The following is an 18,262-nucleotide window of genomic DNA, read 5'->3' as shown; positions in this document are numbered from 1 at the left end:
CGGCGGCGTGCTGAGTTTCGACTGCCGGGAGGATCCATGAGCACCATCGACCAGACCATCGGAGCGGCGCCGCCGGGGTCGCAGCGCCGTCACGGCAGCGACTACGCCGAACTGTTGAGCCGGGTGCGCCGAGCGGGCTTGCTCGACCGGCGTCCGACCTACTACCTGGTCATGATTGCCGTCAACGCCGCGCTGGTCGCCGCGGGCTGGACGGTCTTCGTGCTGGTGGGGGACTCGTGGTGGCAACTGGTCACCGCGGCGTACCTTGCCGTGGTCTTCACCCAGAGCGGTTTCCTCGGCCACGACGCCGGCCACCGGCAGATCTTCCGGTCCCGACGCGCCAACCACCTGGTCGGGCTGGTGTACGGCAACCTGGTTATCGGGCTCGCTTTCGGCTGGTGGGTCGACAAGCACCACCGCCATCACGCCCACCCCAACACCGAGGGCCGCGACCCCGACATCGCGGGCGAAGCTCTCGCGTTCACCAGGGCGCAGGCCGACCGGCGGCGCGGTGCGGGACGGCTGCTCGCCCGCCACCAGCGGCTCCTGTTCTTCCCGATGTTGCTGCTCGAAGGCGTGGCCCTGCACGTGGCCAGCGTCCGTGCGTTGTCCCGGTCCACCTACCGAGGGCGTGGCCGGGAGGCGCTGCTGCTCGGGCTGCACGCCGCCGCATACCTCACCGCGGTCTTCGTGGTGCTGTCCCCGCTGCGCGCGGTGGTCTTCGTCGTCGTGCAGCAGGGCCTCTTCGGGCTGTACCTGGGATGTGCCTTCGCCCCCAACCACAAGGGCATGCCGATCCTCGGTGCGGACGAGGAGGTGGATTTCCTCCGCCGCCAGGTCCTCACCTCCCGCAACGTCCGCGGCAACCGGCTGGTCGATCTTCTGCTCGGCGGCCTGAACCACCAGATCGAACACCACCTGTTCCCCAGCATGCCCCGCGCCGCACTGCGCCACGCCCGGCCGATCGTCCGCGCCTTCTGCCGCGAGCACGACCTGCCCTACGTCGAAACCGGCCTGCTCGACTCGTATCGCCAGGCGCTGCGCCACCTGCACCGCGTGGGGCGCAACGCCCGGCCGGCCGGAGAATCCGCGTCACCCGTCGAGCCGACCGGACCGACGGGACCGGCGGCGCGGCTGCGCGAGGTGCAGAACGTCGATCTTCGATGACGTGCGCGTCATCGGCCCGGGGGGTCGAGTAGGACGACAGCGCCGGGTGCCCTTACGCCCAGCCATGCCGACGTTCTTCCGCGAACGGGCTGAGGGGTGTCACCCAGCTTCCCACTCAGGGTCACCTCGGCCCCGGGCCGGACCGGCTACCGCAGAGCACGGACTCGCTGCTGGGCCCGGCCGCGATCGCCAAAGGGCGGGTGAGGTCCTCAGGCCGCCGCGGCGTACCGGCGTGACGCCCCGACAGCCGACGCCGACGGCAGCAGACTCCAGGAGTCCGTCCGGACCCGCAACCAGACATCGAATTGTGTCGTTTGCTGATGTGGGCCCGGAGGGTCGGGTGACTGTCTGGGTGTGTGCCGCCGATGTCATGGCCAGCTAGGAGTGGGACGCCCCGGCCCTCGCTGATGACCGCTGTATCAGCACTGGATGGAGACTTGCGACCGATCGCCCTTTCCGAAGTTGTGGCTACTGAACCGCGGCGGGTCCAGCCCCATGACCAGCACGAGCGAGAAGGGTGATGCCCGATGGGCAGCCTGTGGGCCGGCGTCGACGTCGGCAAGACCCACCACCACGTGTGCGTCGTCGACGACGACGGCACCGTGGTGATGTCCGAAAAGATCCCCAACGACCAACAATCCATCTCCGGCATCGCCGGGCGGCTCGGCAAGCGCCGTAAGCCGATCCGCTGGGCCGTCGACCTACGAGGCGGACCCGCGGCGCTGCTGCTGGCGGTCCTGTTCGATCGAGGTGCGGACGTGCGCTACGTCAGCGGCACGGTCACCTCGCGGATGGCGGAGGCATTTCACGGTGAGCGCAAGACCGACGCCCACGACGCCTACGTCATCGCCCAAACCCTGCGCATGCGCGGCGACCTTCCGACCCTCACCCTGGCGGACGGGGTGCAGCAGCAGCTGAAGTTGCTCGTCTCCCGCCGCCTTGACCTGGTCGCCGACCGGGTCCGCATCACCGCCCGCATTCAGGACCTCCTGACCATGATCAGCCCCGCCCTGGAGAAGGCGCTGAACCTGCGCAGCAGAGGTGCGCTCCGGCTCCTCGCGCAGTGGCAGACCCCTGCCGGCCTGCGCCGTGCCGGCGAAGCCCGCATCCTGGCCTACCTACGCCAGCACGGCGTCTGGGCCGCCAAGGCGCTCACCGCCAAGGTCCTCGCCGCCGCGCGGACACAGACCCGTCGCCGTCGCGGGAGAGGCCACCGCGGCCGGGATCGTGGGCCAGATGGCTATTGACCTGGAGGCGGTCAACGACCGCATCACCGCCATCGAGGAAACCATCGCCGCAGTGGTCGCCGAGCACGAGCTGGGGGAGATCGTCACCAGCCTGCCCGGTATCGGCACCACTCTCGCCGCCGAGTTCCTCGCCCACGCCGGCACCCTCACCACCTACGCCAGTCCCGCGGCACTCGCTGCCCACGCCGGGCTCGCGCCGATCTCCCGAGACTCCGGCCGCCGCCAAGGCCACCAGGTTCGACCCCACCGCTACCACCGCGGCCTGCGCCGGGTGTTCAGCATGTCCAGCTTCACCGCCCTGACCCACTGCCCACGATCACGCGCCTACTACGACAAGAAGAGAGCCGAAGGGAAAACACACCGCCAGGCCACCGCAGCCCTGTCCAGACAACGCCTCAACGTCCTCTGGGCCTGCATCCGCGACAAGACCCCCTACCAGCCCAAACAACCAAGATCAGGAGAACTGGCGCCATGCGAACTCGCGTAGAGACTCCGCTTGCTGAAGATCAGGGTCTGTGGATCTAAAGGTGTTTCCGGCCTGACCTGCCGGGCGTTGTGCCTGGTGAGGAGGGTGCCGTGATGACCGCGACACTGAACGACCAGACCGGACGTAAGAAGCGGCCCGAGCCGTCGGCGGAGGCGAAGGCTGCCGCTGAGCTGGTCCGGGCCGCGAAGGAACAAGGGCTGTCGCTGACCGGCCCGGATGGACTGTTGAAGCAGTTGACCAAGACGGTCCTGGAGACCGCGCTGAACGAGGAGATGACCGAGCACCTCGGCTATGCCAAACACGACCAGGCCGGGGCCGGGTCGGGCAACGTCCGCAACGGGACTCGGTCGAAGACGGTGCTGACCGAAGCCAACGGCCCGGTGCAGATCGACGTGCCTCGGGACCGGGCTGGCACGTTCGAGCCGCAGATCGTGCGCAAGCGGCAGCGCCGGTTGTCGGGGGTCGATGAGGTCGTGTTGTCGTTGTATGCCAAAGGGTTGACGACCGGGGAGATCTCGGCGCACTTCGCGGAGATCTACGGTGCGTCGGTCAGCAAGGAGACGATCTCCCGGATCACCGACAAGGTGATCGAGGAGATGACCGACTGGTCGCACCGCCCGTTGGACGAGATCTACGCCGCCGTGTTCATCGACGCCATCGTGGTCAAGGTCCGCGACGGGCAGGTCGCCAATCGGCCCTTCTACGCCGCGATCGGGGTCACCCTCGACGGCGACAAAGACATCCTCGGCCTGTGGGCCGGCGCCGGTGGTGAGGGCGCGAAGTTCTGGATGAGCGTGCTGACCGACCTGCGCAACCGCGGCGTCAAGGACGTGTTCTTCCTCGTCTGCGACGGCCTGAAAGGGCTGCCGGAGGTCGTCACGAACGTCTGGCCCCGAACCGTGGTGCAGACGTGCATCATCCATCTGATCCGCAACACGTTCCGCCTCACCTCCCGCAAGTACTGGGACGAGCTGAAACGCGACATCAAACCGATCTACACCGCCGTCAACGCTCAAGTGGCCAGGGCGGCGTTCGACGATCTAGCCGAGAAGTGGGGCGGCCGGTATCCGGCGGTGATCCGACTGTGGGACAACGCCTGGGCCGAGTTCATCCCGTTCCTCGACTACGACCTGGAGATCCGCACCGTCATCTGTTCCACGAACGCGATCGAGTCGCTCAACGCCCGCTACCGGCGGGCCGTGAAGGCCCGCGGCCACTTCCCGAACGAGCAGGCCGCGTTGAAGTGTCTGTACCTGGTGACCCGGTCCCTGGACCCCACCGGAGCAGGCAGAACCCGATGGACGATGCGCTGGAAACCCGCCCTGAACGCCTTCGCCATCACCTTCAGCGACCGCTTCCCCGCCGCTGAAACCTACTAACCAAGATCGCCGGAAACACCCTTAGCGAGACAGGCCCGAAGATCAGCTTCTTTATTCGGTAGATGTTGTGGCTGTGGTGATGCCGGCGATGATGTGGGCCGGTAGGGCTGCCCGTGCGGTCTTGCTGTGTGGGGCCTCCAGATAGCTGAGCAGGCGTGATGGCGTCTCAGGTGGTCCGAGTGGGACTGGTTCGAGGCGTCGCCATCCGCGGGCGGAGGAGGCCTTGATGGCTGTGAGGTAGGTGCTTTCGGTCATGCGGCCTAAGGTGCGGGCGCGCATGAGTAGGGCGGCTAGGGACACCTGCCAGCATCGCTTGAGCTCGAATAGCTTGGGCCAATCTACTGTAGTTGGTAGTTGGTTTCGGATCTCGTCCGCTGGCATGAGGAATGCCGCAGCGAATTGGTGCGCTTGTGTTTCGACCTCTTTTATCCCCCAGATTTGTTCGCCGTGGAGGACGAGGTGGGCGAGTTCGTGAGCGGCGTCGAAGCGTGAGCGTGCCCGGTCATTTTTGTCCGTACCGAGCACGACGACTGGGTGGTCGGAGAAGGGCAGTGAGAAGGCGTCGACGTCTGCGGTTCCGAGCGGGAGTCGGATGACGGCGATGCCGTGCCCTTCGAGGAGCCGGACGACGTCGGTGATCGGGCCGGCGGGGACGTTCCATGTCTTGCGGACTTGGTCGGCGATCCGCTCGATCTCGCTGCGGGGAGCGTCGAGCCCGCTGGAGCGGATGCGGGGGACGTCGCCGCCGGCGAAGTGTCCGGTCCGAGTCGCGTGGAGGGCTAGATCGTGGGCGACGTGGGCGATCGCTCTTGCGCGACGGCGGTCTACCACTGCGGTCCGGCGCAGCGACCGGAAGAAGCCTTCGTGTGTCTCGGTCAACGGCTGGGCGAGGAACTCGGTGGGCACCTGCAGCGTGGCGCTGAGGGCGTGAACGCTCTCCGGGCTGGGACGTGCTGCGCCGCTCTCGAACTGGCTGATGGCCGCCGGTGTCAGGCCGACGGCGGCAGCGAGCTGAGCCTGGCTGAGCCCGACGAGTTCGCGGGCCACCCGCAGGCGTCCCCGTTCGAACGTCGACGTGCTCATGACTCTCCCAACCCGATCTTGTACTCCCGCATTGTGGCTGATCCGGCGCGTCGTGCCCGGTTGGCGCGGCGAAACAGTTACCTTCCGAGTGTAGAAGCACGCGCGGAAGTGGACGTCGTGATATTAAGTACGAGGCCAAAGTTGATGATCGTCGAGGAGGGCGGATCGCGGTGGTGACGGTGACGAGACCGGGTGGCGGCGGGTGACGACGCAGCGGTTCCAGATCCTGTCGCTGGACGGCGGGGGGTTGCGGGGGATGTTCTCCGCAGCCGTGCTGGCCCGGCTCGAGGAGGATCTCGGCATCCGGGTCACGGATCACTTCGACCTGATTGCCGGCACGTCGACCGGTGGCATCATCGCGTTGGGCCTGGGGTTGGGCATGACACCTCGCGAGATCCTCGAGTTCTACACCGACCTCGGTCCGCGGGTCTTTCGTGACCGCAGCCGGTTGCGGGGCCTGCGGCACCTGGTACGTGCCAAGTACGCCGCCGGGCCGCTGCGCGCCGCGCTGACCGAGGTGCTGGGCGAGCGGACCTTCGGCGAGAGCACCAAGCGGTTGGTGATCACCTCGTACAACGTGGGCGCCGACGACGTGTACCTGTTCCGCACCCCGCACCTGCCGCAGCTGACCCGGGACTGGCGCGAATGGGCCGTCGACGTCGCCATGGCCACCGCCGCCGCCCCGACCTATCTGCCCGGCATGCCGCTGGGCGGTACCCGGCTGGTTGACGGAGGCGTCTGGGCGAACAACCCGGCGATGGTGGCCCTGACCGAGGCCGTCGGGCCGCTCGGCCTGCCGCTGGACGCGATCCGGGTCTTCAGCCTGGGCACCACCACCGACGTGCGCCACCGCAGCCGCCGCCTCGATGGAGGAGGGCTTCTGCCGTGGGCTCGCGACGCCGTCGAGGTGCTGATGCGCGCGCAGAGCGAGAGCGCGATCAAGCAGGTCCGCCACTTCCTCAGCAACGACCGGGTGCTCCGGCTCAACCCGACCGTGCCAACCGGGGTGCTCGCCTTGGACAAGGTCGACGCCGACGACCTCATCGGCCGGGCCGCCCACGAGAGCCGCGCCGCCTCCCCGAGCTTCAACCGCTGCTTCGCCGACCACCGCGCGCCGGCGTACGTCCCGTACCACCCGGCCCGGAAGGACTGACGCGATGGACACCATCGAGCAGATGCTCTCCATGCTCCTCGACGGGGCGGTGGAGACCCTGGACATCTCCCCGCACCTGCAGCAGCTCGCCGTCGAACGCTACGAGGAGGTTGGCACCTGGCTCGCCGAACACGGCGAGCCGGACTGGCGCATCTACCCCCAGGGATCCTTCCGGCTCGGCACCGTGGTGCGTCCGACCACCCGGACGGGAGAGTACGACATTGACCTGGTCTGCCGGGTGCCGCGGCGCAAGGAGAACATCACCCAGGCCCAGCTCAAGCAGTTGCTCGGCGACATGCTCCACGCCTACCTGCGGTGGAAGACCCGGCAGGGCCACACCGACGGCCCCAAGTCCTGCGAGGCCCGCCGCCGCTGCTGGACCCTCGAGTACCCAGACCACGGCTTCCACCTCGACGTCCTGCCCACCATCCCGGACATCGAGCACCCGCCCACCGGCATCCTGCTGACCGACCAGAACCTGCGCGAGTGGCAGCACAGCAACCCGATCGGCTACGCCGACTGGTTCAAGCGGCGCTGCGAACAGGGCCGGAGCCTCGTCGAGGCCAAGCGCCACCTCAACGTCGCTGACGTGCCCGACTGGACGGTCCGCAGCACGCTGCAGCGCATCGTCCAGGTTCTCAAGTGGCACTGCATGCTGCGGTTCGCGAACGACCCGGACAAGCGGCCCCCGTCGATCCTGATCACTACCCTCGCCGCCCGGGCCTACCGCGGCGAGCAGGACCTGTTCACCGGCACCCGAGCCGTGCTCGACGGGATGACCTCCTTCATCGAGAACCGCCACGGCACATGGTGGGTGCCCAACCCGGCGCACGAGGAGGAGAACTTTACGGACAAGTGGAACGAGTACCCCGAGCGGCGCCTGGCCTTCATCGCCTGGCACCGGGACATCGTCACCGTGCTCGACGACCTCGCCGGCCTGCAGGGCAAGGGCCTCCAGGTCATCGCTTCCCGCATGTCCGAGGGCTTCAGTGCCGGACCTGTGTTCAAGTCGGTGGAGGGTTACGGTGACCGCATGCGCCACAGCCGCGAGACCGGGGCCCTGCGCATGACCTCCACCGGCCTGCTCACCACCACCGCCACCACCGGCCCCCGGGTCCGCGACCACCACTTCCATGGCGAGCACCCCGACCCGCGCCGTTAACCTCCGCCGTCAGCTCATCGCGATCACCGCACTGCTACCGGACGCCGTCGGTGCGGTCCACCGTGGTGAGCTGGCGTGCATCATCCGCCTGCAACCGTCCCCGGCCAGCCAGATCTACACCGTGCGGCTGACCTATCGGCACGGCCGACGCCCCGAGGTGATGGTCACCGACCCGCCGCTCGCCCGGCACCCAGGGGCTGCCGCACTGCCGCACGTCTACGCCGGCGACGAGCTCTGCCTGTACTACCCCGGCCAGTGGAAGCAGGACATGTTCCTCGCCGCCACGGTCGTACCGTGGGCCGCGGAGTGGCTCATGCACTATGAGATCTGGCTCGTCACCGGACGATGGACTGGAGGTGGCCACACCCATGCCGGCGCAGGCCAATAGCCAGCTAGGAGCTACAGGGTCGTGGACCCCGGTTCCGCTCGATTCTCGGCTGCACCGCGGCCCTGCGGCCATCACCTTCGCTCCCGTGCTCGGGAAACTCGAGTCTCTGCCGCTGGACCAACTCACCTGGGAGAACTTCGAACGGATCCAGTGGCGGGTCATGCGCGATGTCGAGGGTCTGCGTCACGCGCAGATCTACGGCGAGCGCGGCCAGAGTCAGTACGGGCTGGATGTTGTCGCGCTCGCGCCGGACGGGGTCGGCGTCGCACTGCAGAGCAAGCGCTACAAGCGTTTTGGGCCTGCAGAGCTCAAAGCCGCTGTGACGAAGTTCCGGTCGACGACCCGTCCGTTCCAAGTGAGTCGGCTCATCATCGGCGTGAGTCGCGAGGTCACGTCGACCAAAGTCGTCGAGGATCTCGCTAAGTTCCGGGCCGAGTTTCACCCGATCACGTTGGACCTGTGGGACAGGCAGGAGCTGTCCCGACTCCTTCGCGGCGCACCGGAGATCGTCATCGAGTTCTTCGGCCTCCCGACAGCCGAGGCCTTCTGCCTGCCATTCGAGCTGGAACCCGTGCGGGTGCCGACCGCCGACGCGGTAGCCATCCGGGAGGCTCTGGCCCGGACACCGGAGGAGACAACGGGTGCAGCCGCCCTGCTCCGGAAGGCACGCGCCGCGTCGGAAGAGCCCGAGCGCGCCTTGGCTCTGATCGAAGAAGCTCAGGAAAAACTGCGCGCAGCAGGATTTGCCAGCTACGCCGAGCAGCACGAAAACGAGCGTACTCGCCTTCTGGCGGGTCTCGGTCGCGTCGGCGAGGCGGCTCGGCGGATCCTGGATGACATCTGGACAGCCCTCGACCGAGGGCTGAGCACCACCGCGCAGATCGGCCAACGGCGACTGCGCGAACTCGCCCGCGACGCGGCACCCGACGGTCCAGCGGTGGAGTTGGTGAAGGTCGCCGACGCGGCGATGGACCTGTATTTCGACCCGCTGGCGTCCTTGCCGGAAGCCCGTGTGCTGGTCGTCGGTGAGCACGCTGACCAGGTCCGACTCGCCGTCCTTGCCGGCGAGACCGCACTCGCGAACGACGACCATGCCTGGCTGACCCGCGAGCGGCAGAAGCTGGCCGCGCTGGCGGAAACGGAGACCAGTGACCGAGTGCTCCAGACGCGGCTGCGGCTGCTGGTCGCCGAGTCGAGCGGCGACTGGTCGAACCTTCTCGAGGACGCGCGGAAACTCCGCCTCGGACACGCCCTCGGCGGCCTGGTCACAGCGCGCTACGCGCGGCACTGTGCGCTACATCAGAGATTCGAGGAGGCAGAAGCCCTCTGGGACGAGGCAGCCGGTGATGCGTGCCTCGCCCAATGCTGGACAGACGCGGCAACCTGGACATTCAGCCGCCGAGCCTTCCGCAGCCGCTGGAAGCCCTTCACAAGCGACAAACTGCTGCCGCTGCAAACGGCACTACGCGAGATGGGGCCCACTCGCCCCATCATCGCGACTGCCGAGGGCGCCTACGAGGACGCTCTGGAAGGGCTACGCGTTCACAAGCTGCGCTCCGCAGCGATCTCCGCCCAACGAGCACTGCGAGACGCTGTGGCGATCAGCGACTGGGTGGCAGAGGGCAAGGCCAGGCAAGTCCTGGCCGCCGCGCTGATCGAGGCGGACGAGCCGGTGGCCGCCGCGCGCCACCTCACCCGCGCAGGCGACGTCGAAGCCATCAAGAACCTAGGCAAGGCGTGCTCCAGCAGCTTCATCGACATCACCGCCGACCTGTCCGCCCCCAACTACTGGACCGTCGGTACCGCCTACCGGCTGATCGCGCAGCAGGCAGACGTGATTCCCGACGGCATGGTAAGGGTGATAGCGGGTCACATCGTCGCCGAGATCGCAGGCGCTGAAGCACACGAGCTTGTCGACCTCAGATCCTTCGCGACCTCTCGTTACCGCGGAGCCCTGAGCGCTCTCGCCGGCATCTCCGACCGCCTCACGTCTGAACATGCCGAGACGGTCTTGTCCCACTTCGAGCGGCAGCCGCAGGTAGAAGTCAATCACTATCGCCTCCACGATGAGGACGAAGCCACAGCGGTAGCGCGCATCGCAATCAACCAGCCGGCACTCAGCCAGCGAGCCATACCGCACTTGGTGGCGTTGTTGGCCCGGTCCCAGTCATCTCGCAACCAGGCCGCGCGGGAAGCCATCGACCATTACATCGAGATCGCCAAACCTCACCTCGCCGAGCTGGCCGCCGAAGATGACGGGTGGGCGCAGGAGACGCTCGCCTATCACGATCCCGAAGCCAACCCGCCGGAAGTTGTCGAGCAGGCGCTGACCCGCCTCACTACCCCCCTCAGCCACCAGCCAGGCGTCTACAGCACGGGAACCACCGCCGTCGGCGACTCGCTGCTCGTTCGTGCGATGCCCTCCACGCGCCTGGAGCCAGCCGTCGCGGAACTCCTCCGGCGAGCCGACGACCCCCACGTCGGCTCCAGCGACCGAGGGGAATACCTGATCGCCGCGTCCAATCTCGCTCACCATCTCGACGACAACGACCGCGACAAGCACTTCCCGGTCGCCCTGCGATGTGCCTCCGCGCCTACACCGTCTGAGCACGACGAATTTGATCAGCGGTTCGACCATCGGCTCGGATTCCTACAGATCACCAACCCCGACCAGGACAGCCGTGACCGCGCGTTGTTCCTCGCGGCCTGCCTAGCCACCGACGACGCTCAACGCGTTGCGGTCAGACGCCAGGCGTACGCACTTCTCAGAGCCGGCGAAAACTCGGACTACTGGCCGACGCGAGCCCTGCAACAACTCGGTGACGCAATGAAGGACGACGTTGGATTCCTGGTCGCGCAGGGGTGGGCACTCAGGTCGCTCGCGGCAATCCTCTGGGCGCGGCACGGCAACCCGCCGCAAGCCGGGGCACGGCTCGCCGCCGATACTGACGTCCGCGTCCGACGAGCCCTTGCCAAGGCCCTCGCCAGCGTCGAAGTCGCGGACTATCAGTCCTCCGCGCGTGACCGGCTCGCCCAAGACCCCTGCCACAGCGTCCGCTCCGCCCTGTGCAGCCGGACAAGATAGTCCGAGTAGCGTGACCCCACGCTGCGCTTGACTGCCGCTCTTCGGCCGGGATGCTCCGCCTTTCCGGGGTGCTCAACGTTGCGCCAAGGCATCAGAATGGACTGCGTGGCAGTTTCGCCCGGCACAGCAAGAGCGACCGGCCCCAACGGCAACTCGTCGGCACCTACGGTCCCGGGTAGGTCTGCCACGCCCGGTGGCCTATCTGGCCCTGCCTACGTCAGATATTCCCGCGACACCCTGACCGTGGACGGCGGGCCGGACGGCCGGTGGATTGCCGCAGACGAGTCCGGCTGGGATGGCGAGGCCCTTTTTCAGCCCACCGAGCCGTACATGACCATCGGTTCGGTCGCCATCGACGACGGCGACGCCGACACGGTGCTGGCCCTGCTGCGCCGCGACGCCGGGATCGAGCAGGCCGCTGAGCTCAAGTTCGGCCACTTCGCCCGGGGCCGTAACCAGCGACGACTTGAGGTGCTCGCCGGAGCGCTGCGGCCCGGCGGCATGCTTGCCGGCAGGGTGAGCATCTTCATGATCGACAAGCGGTTCTTTGTCACAGCCAAGATCATTGACTTGCTGCTTGAAGAGCATGCGCACGAGAATGGGGTGGACCTGCACGCGGACGACCAGGCTCGGCGGTACGCACAGAAGCTGATCGAAGAGGGCCCGCGGGCGCTTGGGGCGCCGATGTTCGACGAAGTGATCAGAATGTTCGTCCGCTTCGCTGGCATCCGCAACCGAGGACAGGCGTTGGTCGAGGTAGCCGAGTTGTTCCAGGTACTCGATGCTGCCGAACGCCGATCGCATCGCCGAGCGATCACGGACATCCTGGGCATGCTGCTGCGGTGCCGCGCGCAGGCTGATGAACTGCAGAAGACGATGCTTGAACCGGACTTTCTTCTGGCCATGGAACCGTTAATCCCGACGATGCCCGCCGTGCTCAACGAGTGGTCACGGCAAGTCGGGCCGGCCAGCCTGCTCATGGACGCCCACAAGGTTCTGACCGACGACCGCATCGACATCTTGTGGAAGGCCATGACGGCGGGTCACCCAGACTTCCGATTCCTCTGGACTGGCCTCAGGCCGCGAGGGCTGGCACGGGGTGACTCATTGAATCATCCGTCGATCCAACTGGCCGACCTCGTAGCCGGGGCGGGACGTGCCGTGGCGCACTTTCACGAGGGCTTGACCACCTCCACCGCCGAGGTTGGCGCCGCCCTCGCAGCCAGCGTCGCCCCGCTCATCACACCGCACAGCCTGATCGCGCACGACGAGCCCATCCGCTTCTCCCGGCCAAAAGAGTCGAGGGGCCACCCGCCTACAGGCTCGTAGTTCGCAGGCCGAGATCAGGGTCAGGAGCCGTTGGTGGTGAACCACTTAAGGTGTTGGTCCAGCTGACTCGGCTCGGATCAAGATCTTGTAGTCAGGCTCAGGGGCTGTCTCACCTTTGGCTCTGGTTCAGGGAGGGCGGCGAGCAGCCCCCTGATGATCTTCGAAGATGTGCGCGGTGTGTGCTCATCCTCCAGCGGATGCCAACCGGGTGAGCCGTCCGCGCGCAGATCGGTCAGTCACTGGACGACCTGGTGCGGGAACTCACCCTGCGCGTGGCCGCCGCACCGCCGCCCTCACCCGGTTGACAGCCTGCGCTAAGTGAGGCGGGCGAGCGACCTGGGGAGGCCGAGAGGTCAGGCTGCTGGCGGTGCGGAAGCCTGGCACAGGTCGCTGACCGGCATGGCGCGGATTCTGTCGCCGAACGGCAGCGTGGAGGTTGCGGTGTAGAGGACGATGCCGGCGATGAAGTCGTCGCCGAAGCGATTCGCGAGGCGGCGTAGTCCGCGGGATCGACGCCATCGCCGCCCGCATGGAGTGCGCAATCATCTACCGCTTTGGACTGCGCCGCCTGATGCGGCGCTGGTGGGTACTGCGCAGACTCCGTCACCGGGCCCGTCTGCCCGTGACATCCCCCGACCGCGGCCGAATAGGTCGTGACCAGGTTGTCGCAACCGATATGCACCGATGCGCAGGGTGTAGGAGACGGCCTGCGCCGCCGAAGCCTCCGGGCAAACACGGCTGAGCCGCACACGACGTCCGCTTCCACTGGTGCGCCCGACAGGACACTGGCTCACCGCGATTGATGCGACAGCCCTGCCGTGGAAGGAGCACTTCGCCGAATGGCCCTACAACCGAACGATCCTCACTCCGCCAATCCCACCACTGCCGATCAGTCGAGCCTGCCGAGTCCTCGACCCACGGCTAACTACGAGGCGAGCGCAAGACCGGGACGCTCCACGCCACGGCCGGAGAACGCTGCTGCGCTGGACGCGACATCCAGCGCTGCCGCCGTGGGGATCGCGGATCCACGGTGGTGTGTGCAGGGACATTTCGACGACGACCGGCGCGCGGACCGCCGCCACCAGAGCGACCGGATCACACTGCGCTTGTCCCTTGCCGACGCTGTCGACCTTGGCGAGCGCTCGACCCACCCACACCGGTGGGTACCGGCCGCACTTGTCATCCGGCTTGTGCAACACCTTGACGAGATACACCCCGCGATCACCCTGTACCGCGATCCCACTGCCATCGACGTGTGGGTGAGGTGCACAGCGGCGGAGGCGGAACGGCTCGCCGCTCTGCTCGTCCGCGCCGCGGAACTCGCAGAAGCGCCGCTGCCCGCCGAACTCGCCTCCGACGGCCCGTTCTGGCAGGACACCGCATGCCCGTCCTGGTGCTCCACCCGTCACCTACCCGAGGACGCCTACGAGGACCGCACACACTTCGGCGACCTGCCTTCCGCCGGTGAAACCCTGGTCGACCTGCTGCTTGAGACGGCTGCCGAAGGGCGCCCGGAGCAGCTTGAGGTCACCGTCGCCCAGCACTACCGCTGCACCAAGGCACGGGTACACGTCATCAAGTCCGAGCAGGCCGAGATGCGGCTCACCCCGGTCGAGGCCCGTACCCTCGCCGGGCACCTGCTGCAGTTCGTCCAGACCGCGGGCCTGCCCGTGGATACAACGTGGCCATGCAAGCCCATCGAGGGCGTGACCGTTGGTGGCGAACCGGCTTTCCCCTGCCCCCACCGTCACCTGTGGTGCGTCGGACACACCAAAACTGAGATTACCGAGTACCGCCACGTCGGCAACCACCTCCTACACAGCGGCCCGATCACCAGCGTTCCCTACACCACCGCCGGCCAGCCCGGCAGCATTGATATCAGCATCAACAGCCTCACTGACGACTGCACGCAGCTCTTCGCCTACGTGCAACTTCTCGGCGGCGACGGCGGCGCCGAACTGGACGTCATCGGCATCGATGAGGCCATGATCGCGCTGCAATACACCAAGAGGTTCCTCCTCCAAGCTCAGCCGAGCGTCTGAGGTCCGTAAGGGAACTCGGACGCGGAGCCAGGCCCAGGTGCCGTCTACCGGTTCGGCGACGCGGCTGCAGATCGACGTGGGTTCCGGGCGGAGCTTCGCGGTGGCCGGGCCTCGTTTCGGTATGCTGGCCGGCAGCACTGGGACGCCATCACCAAAGCTCTCAAGCCCGTCTACACCGCGCCGACCGAGTCGGCTGCCCGGGCCCGGTTCGCCGAGTTCACCGAAGCTTGGGGCGACAGGTATCCGGCGATCGTCAGGTTGTGGGGAGCAGGCATGGGCGGAGTTCGTGCCGATCTTGGCCTTCGACGCCGAGGTCCGCACCGTCGTCTGCTCCACCAACGCCATCGAGAGCGTCAACGCCCGCATCCGTCGGGCCGTCCGCGCCCGCGGGCACCTCCCCAACGAGGCCGCCGCGCCCAAGCGCGTCTACCTCGCCGTGATGAGCCTCGACCCCAGCGGGCAGGGCCGCCGACGCATGGACCATGTGCTGGAAACCAGCCCTGAACGCCTTCGAAGGACGCCTGTCCGCAGGGCGCAAGTAGCAGCCAACAATCCGAGTACACCGTTCGTTCGTTTGACAGACCCGCCTATCCTCCGTCACCACCGAATGTGAGACAGGGCCGTTAGCGAGACAGCCCCTTGCTGGGATCGCGATAGCGGTTGCCGCCGTATGTGTGGAGAGCGCGGGCGACGAGGTGGCGGCGGGTATGGAGGGTGTTGAGGGGGCAGATGGCGACCGCGTTCAGGTTCGGCAGGAAGCGCGGTCCTTCGCCGCTGCTGGTGGACTCCGGGAACAGCTCAGGGTTGCTGCACCACCCCACGAGGTGGCGAGTGCCTGCTTCGAGGCGCATGATCTCGACGCTTTCCAGTGCCTGCCAGGGGAACCAGTAGGTCCCGCTGCGACTGTAGACCTGAATTCCCGCCCTGCCGATCTCCAGCTGAGTGGGGTTCCTGGCCATGTTGGCAAATCCTATGGTGGCAAAGATAAGGAAGGCGTCGAACAGGCCCAGCAGGGCCTTGGGGATGAGCGGGATGTGTGCTGTGGGAATGATGATCGCCAGCACGATGACCAACAGGGTGTTGACGCCGACGATCGTCCAGTACATGCCGCTGCTTGCAGCGAAGGCGGCGTATTCCGCGGGCGGGTTGCCTCGGTCCGGGCGGGATAGCACCCAGTCGCCGTGCTCGCGGGGCGGCTCGACCGGCGGCTCCTTCGGGATGCTCGCCGCTTCAGCTCTGGGCGTGCGTCGATGTTCCGGAGGGGCTTGAGGGGGCGTCGGGCTCCGACGCGGAGGTTGGCCGTCGTTGCTCAGCCGTCGCAGGTCCCAGATGGCGAGCCAGAGGAGGCCGATGAAGGGGACTCCGAAGCAGGCGTTGCCGATTACCGCATTCGTCACGGTGTTCGGCTCCCACTGCCCGGTCACAGTGATCCCGATCGCGCCGATCTCGCATACCCCCACCACGAGTGTCACCAGCCACAAAAGACTGCGCCCGATCCACTTCCAGGTCCTCACCCTGCGGACCCGCCCCGCGATGGTTCGCAGGTCGGTGATGGTGTGTAGACCGACCGGTAGGCCGGGCCGCGACAGTGGGGTACGAACCCATTGGCTGAGCGTCTCTCGATCCGGAGGAACGAGCCTGCCGCGGACAGCATCCTGCCAAGCGGCCCTCAACCCGTCGGCGAAGCCGACGACATAGGGCAGTGAGGGCGTGAGTTGTGCATGGGCCACGCGAGTGGGCGCGGCGTAGACCCCGAGAAACTGGGCGATCGAAGGTAGCCAGTCCGGCACTGTCTCCCCGTCAGCAGCGTGCCCAGAAACGATGCGATCCCAGTGATCTCGCCACGGCCTCAACCAGCTCGCGATTTCGAAATTGGTGGCGAGGAGGCCCTCCAAGACGTACAGGGGAATAACCACAGCCGCGGTCACGCCGTCTGCGTAGCCGTGGCGCTGCTCGGTGAGGCGCTCGTCGGCCGACATCCCGTGATTGACGCGCACGGCAGCATGCGCCGACGGTGGCAGTTCGATGGGGACTCGAACGGCTGGTGGTCCCGCGACCGGTTTCGCAGCTACCCTAACCCTGCCTCGGGCAGGTGGAGTGGGCTCAACTGGGGAGACCCAGGGACCACTGCCACCGACCTCCGGCTCCGGTCGGCGAGAAACCTCGCCGTCGGCAGGCTGGCGACCGATTTCCACCTCCGCGACTGCGAAGTGACCCTCCTTGGCGAGGAGACGCCCGATGACAAAGAGGGAATCGTCGCTGCGACCGACGAGCGCGCCGTGGAGCCCGGCCATGCTGCTGAGCCGGCCCAGCGGTCTGTGTTCTTGCGTGTCGAGATCGAGCCGCATCAGCGTCAGATCATCCGATAGCGTGACGACCTGCCGTTCGTTCAGGGCGGTCAGTGCGCGCACACGTCCTGCTGGTGCCAGCAGGCGTCGTTCCACGGTGAGCTGCGATGACAGTAGGAGGAGGTCGGCTCCGTCCGACACCACCAGTCTGGTAGTGGTCAGCCAGGCTGCCGCCGTGACCGCAAGGGGCAGCTCGTACCATTTTTCATCGCCGACTTGCGTGCCCAGCCTGATGAGGCGAGCCGAAGCTGCCCCTGCCGATCCTCGATCAAGACACCAGGCTGATCCGTCGGGATTCATCAGCAGGTGGCTGTCGTCGAGGTTCGCTGCGCCACTGGAAACCACGGTCAGCTGGCCCGTCGCCCACCGGCCAACGCCATGTCCCCGGGCCATGAGAAGCACCTCATCCGCCATGGCCAACGAACCGTTGTTGCAGCCGAAGACAGGTGCAACCCATTTGGAACGTTGAGCTGGCAGGTCCACCGCGAGAATGCCCTGTTCGAGGGTCAGCAAAGGTCTGCCGCCCGGGTCGACGGCGACTCCCGCCCTCCGCGCATCGGCATGATCGACGGCACCGACGGTGAAGACTTGCAGCTGCATCCCGTCCGTGCCATTCGCTACCGGCTCGCGCGTCACTCTGGGCGTCTCGGGTCGATGCTTCAGGAGTTCGTTGAGTGGTGTGTAGGCGCGGCCTTGGAAGGACGCGGCGTCAGTGACCAACTCGAAAAGTTCCTGTGGCGGCACGAAACCGCTGAGCATCGCCTCCCAATGGGACTGGTCGAGCAACAACACATCCAGACGCCGACCCTTGTCGACTTCGTCTATGGCCTCGTCGGTGAAACCTTTAATCGCCAGGAAGACCCCGGTCACCCCTGCCATGCGTTGCTCGACGCGTCGTTGGAGCTTCGCGATCGGCCCCGTCCCCGTCTTGGCCTGCTCCCACTTGGCCTCCAGGATGTAGCGCCGGCCCGCGTGGTTGAAGACGACGTCCAACTCGCCGACGCCCCGCTGGTCCGACTTCGCTCGCAGGCCAAAGCTCGTCAGGAGCTCGGCGATCATCCCGTTAAACCGCTGGCCACGCGCTTGTCGAGTCAGCCCGGAGCCCGGCTGGCGAAGCGCACCGTACTCGGCAACAAGCCTGCGCCATCTAATCGGATCCTCAAGCACCACTACATGCTGTCGCCTCACGCTCACTGGTCAACAACCACACGGACAAAGAACCGACCAGACAGGTCCAGTCAATGCTGAGACCAGACCCGGTGGCCGGGACTGTAAAACGAACGGTGTAACTCCTGATCAAGGAGCAGCACCTGATGTCTGATGGATCGACGATCGCCGTGGATACTGCCGCGGTGGCGAAGAACGTGCCGGGGCAACCGGCGGAGGGTCTCG

At 67.0% G+C, this 18,262-nt stretch carries 10 protein-coding genes and 2 pseudogenes; 10 read left to right on the top strand and 2 right to left on the bottom strand.

Annotation, left to right across the window (positions count from 1 at the left end):
• Positions 1 to 36 precede the first annotated feature (36 nt).
• The 3 genes and pseudogenes from BAW75_RS30480 to BAW75_RS30470 all read left to right on the top strand — a co-directional run bounded on the left by BAW75_RS30480 (position 37) and on the right by BAW75_RS30470 (position 4,280).
• Positions 37 to 1,167 (top strand): fatty acid desaturase family protein, encoded by a 1,131-nt coding sequence (locus tag BAW75_RS30480; RefSeq protein WP_104115821.1) that lies wholly within the window; start codon positions 37 to 39, stop codon positions 1,165 to 1,167.
• Positions 1,168 to 1,694: 527 nt separating this feature from the next.
• Positions 1,695 to 2,901: pseudogene (locus BAW75_RS33580) on the top strand (IS110 family RNA-guided transposase).
• A gap of 92 nt (positions 2,902 to 2,993) precedes the next feature.
• Positions 2,994 to 4,280, top strand: coding sequence for an IS256 family transposase (locus BAW75_RS30470; protein ID WP_104115820.1), 1,287 nt, complete (start codon positions 2,994 to 2,996; stop codon positions 4,278 to 4,280).
• 51 nt (positions 4,281 to 4,331) lie between these two features.
• On the opposite strand, the gene BAW75_RS30465 is transcribed toward BAW75_RS30470, so the two are convergent.
• Positions 4,332 to 5,363 carry a helix-turn-helix domain-containing protein gene (locus tag BAW75_RS30465; RefSeq protein ID WP_104115819.1) on the bottom strand — a complete coding sequence of 344 codons (1,032 nt, stop codon included), beginning with the start codon at positions 5,361 to 5,363 and terminating at the stop codon, positions 4,332 to 4,334.
• A 202-nt stretch (positions 5,364 to 5,565) separates the two neighbouring features.
• Between BAW75_RS30465 and BAW75_RS30460 the strand changes: the two genes are divergently transcribed.
• The 7 genes and pseudogenes from BAW75_RS30460 to BAW75_RS30425 all read left to right on the top strand — a co-directional run.
• The gene (locus BAW75_RS30460; protein WP_104115818.1) at positions 5,566 to 6,516 is read left to right on the top strand and encodes a CBASS cGAMP-activated phospholipase; all 951 of its coding nucleotides are present in this window, start codon (positions 5,566 to 5,568) and stop codon (positions 6,514 to 6,516) included.
• A 4-nt stretch (positions 6,517 to 6,520) separates the two neighbouring features.
• Positions 6,521 to 7,678: a nucleotidyltransferase domain-containing protein gene (locus BAW75_RS30455; protein WP_208635351.1), complete on the top strand. Its 1,158-nt coding sequence runs from the start codon at positions 6,521 to 6,523 to the stop codon at positions 7,676 to 7,678.
• Positions 7,650 to 8,066, top strand: a complete 417-nt coding sequence (locus BAW75_RS30450; protein WP_104115817.1) for a type II CBASS E2 protein — start codon at positions 7,650 to 7,652, stop codon at positions 8,064 to 8,066. Before BAW75_RS30455 ends, BAW75_RS30450 begins: the two co-directional genes overlap by 29 nt.
• A gap of 85 nt (positions 8,067 to 8,151) precedes the next feature.
• Positions 8,152 to 11,151 carry a restriction endonuclease gene (locus tag BAW75_RS30445; RefSeq protein WP_146074924.1) on the top strand — a complete coding sequence of 1,000 codons (3,000 nt, stop codon included), beginning with the start codon at positions 8,152 to 8,154 and terminating at the stop codon, positions 11,149 to 11,151.
• Positions 11,152 to 11,394: 243 nt separating this feature from the next.
• On the top strand, positions 11,395 to 12,480 hold the full coding sequence (locus BAW75_RS30440; RefSeq protein ID WP_104115815.1) for a hypothetical protein: 1,086 nt from the start codon (positions 11,395 to 11,397) through the stop codon (positions 12,478 to 12,480).
• Positions 12,481 to 13,319: 839 nt separating this feature from the next.
• On the top strand, positions 13,320 to 14,522 hold the full coding sequence (locus BAW75_RS30430; RefSeq protein ID WP_479680894.1) for a DUF6907 domain-containing protein: 1,203 nt from the start codon (positions 13,320 to 13,322) through the stop codon (positions 14,520 to 14,522).
• A gap of 105 nt (positions 14,523 to 14,627) precedes the next feature.
• Positions 14,628 to 15,064, top strand: a pseudogene (locus BAW75_RS30425) (transposase); the annotation flags it as partial.
• An 81-nt stretch (positions 15,065 to 15,145) separates the two neighbouring features.
• Here the strand turns inward: BAW75_RS30425 and BAW75_RS30420 are convergent.
• Positions 15,146 to 18,037 (bottom strand): restriction endonuclease, encoded by a 2,892-nt coding sequence (locus tag BAW75_RS30420; protein ID WP_167435643.1) that lies wholly within the window; start codon positions 18,035 to 18,037, stop codon positions 15,146 to 15,148.
• Positions 18,038 to 18,262 lie beyond the last annotated feature (225 nt).

Source organism: Micromonospora chalcea (genome assembly GCF_002926165.1).
Classification (GTDB): domain Bacteria; phylum Actinomycetota; class Actinomycetes; order Mycobacteriales; family Micromonosporaceae; genus Micromonospora; species Micromonospora chalcea.
This window is presented reverse-complemented; position numbering and strand designations above follow the sequence as displayed.

Bases quoted from the DNA above. Each gene is read 5' to 3' on its own strand.
- BAW75_RS30480 (WP_104115821.1), top strand. From the start codon at position 37: ATGAGCACCATCGACCAGACCATCGGAGCGGCGCCGCCGGGGTCGCAG.
- BAW75_RS30470 (WP_104115820.1), top strand. From the start codon at position 2,994: ATGACCGCGACACTGAACGACCAGACCGGACGTAAGAAGCGGCCCGAG.
- BAW75_RS30465 (WP_104115819.1), bottom strand. From the start codon at position 5,363: ATGAGCACGTCGACGTTCGAACGGGGACGCCTGCGGGTGGCCCGCGAA.
- BAW75_RS30455 (WP_208635351.1), top strand. From the start codon at position 6,521: ATGGACACCATCGAGCAGATGCTCTCCATGCTCCTCGACGGGGCGGTG.
- BAW75_RS30450 (WP_104115817.1), top strand. From the start codon at position 7,650: ATGGCGAGCACCCCGACCCGCGCCGTTAACCTCCGCCGTCAGCTCATC.
- BAW75_RS30430 (WP_479680894.1), top strand. From the start codon at position 13,320: ATGGCCCTACAACCGAACGATCCTCACTCCGCCAATCCCACCACTGCC.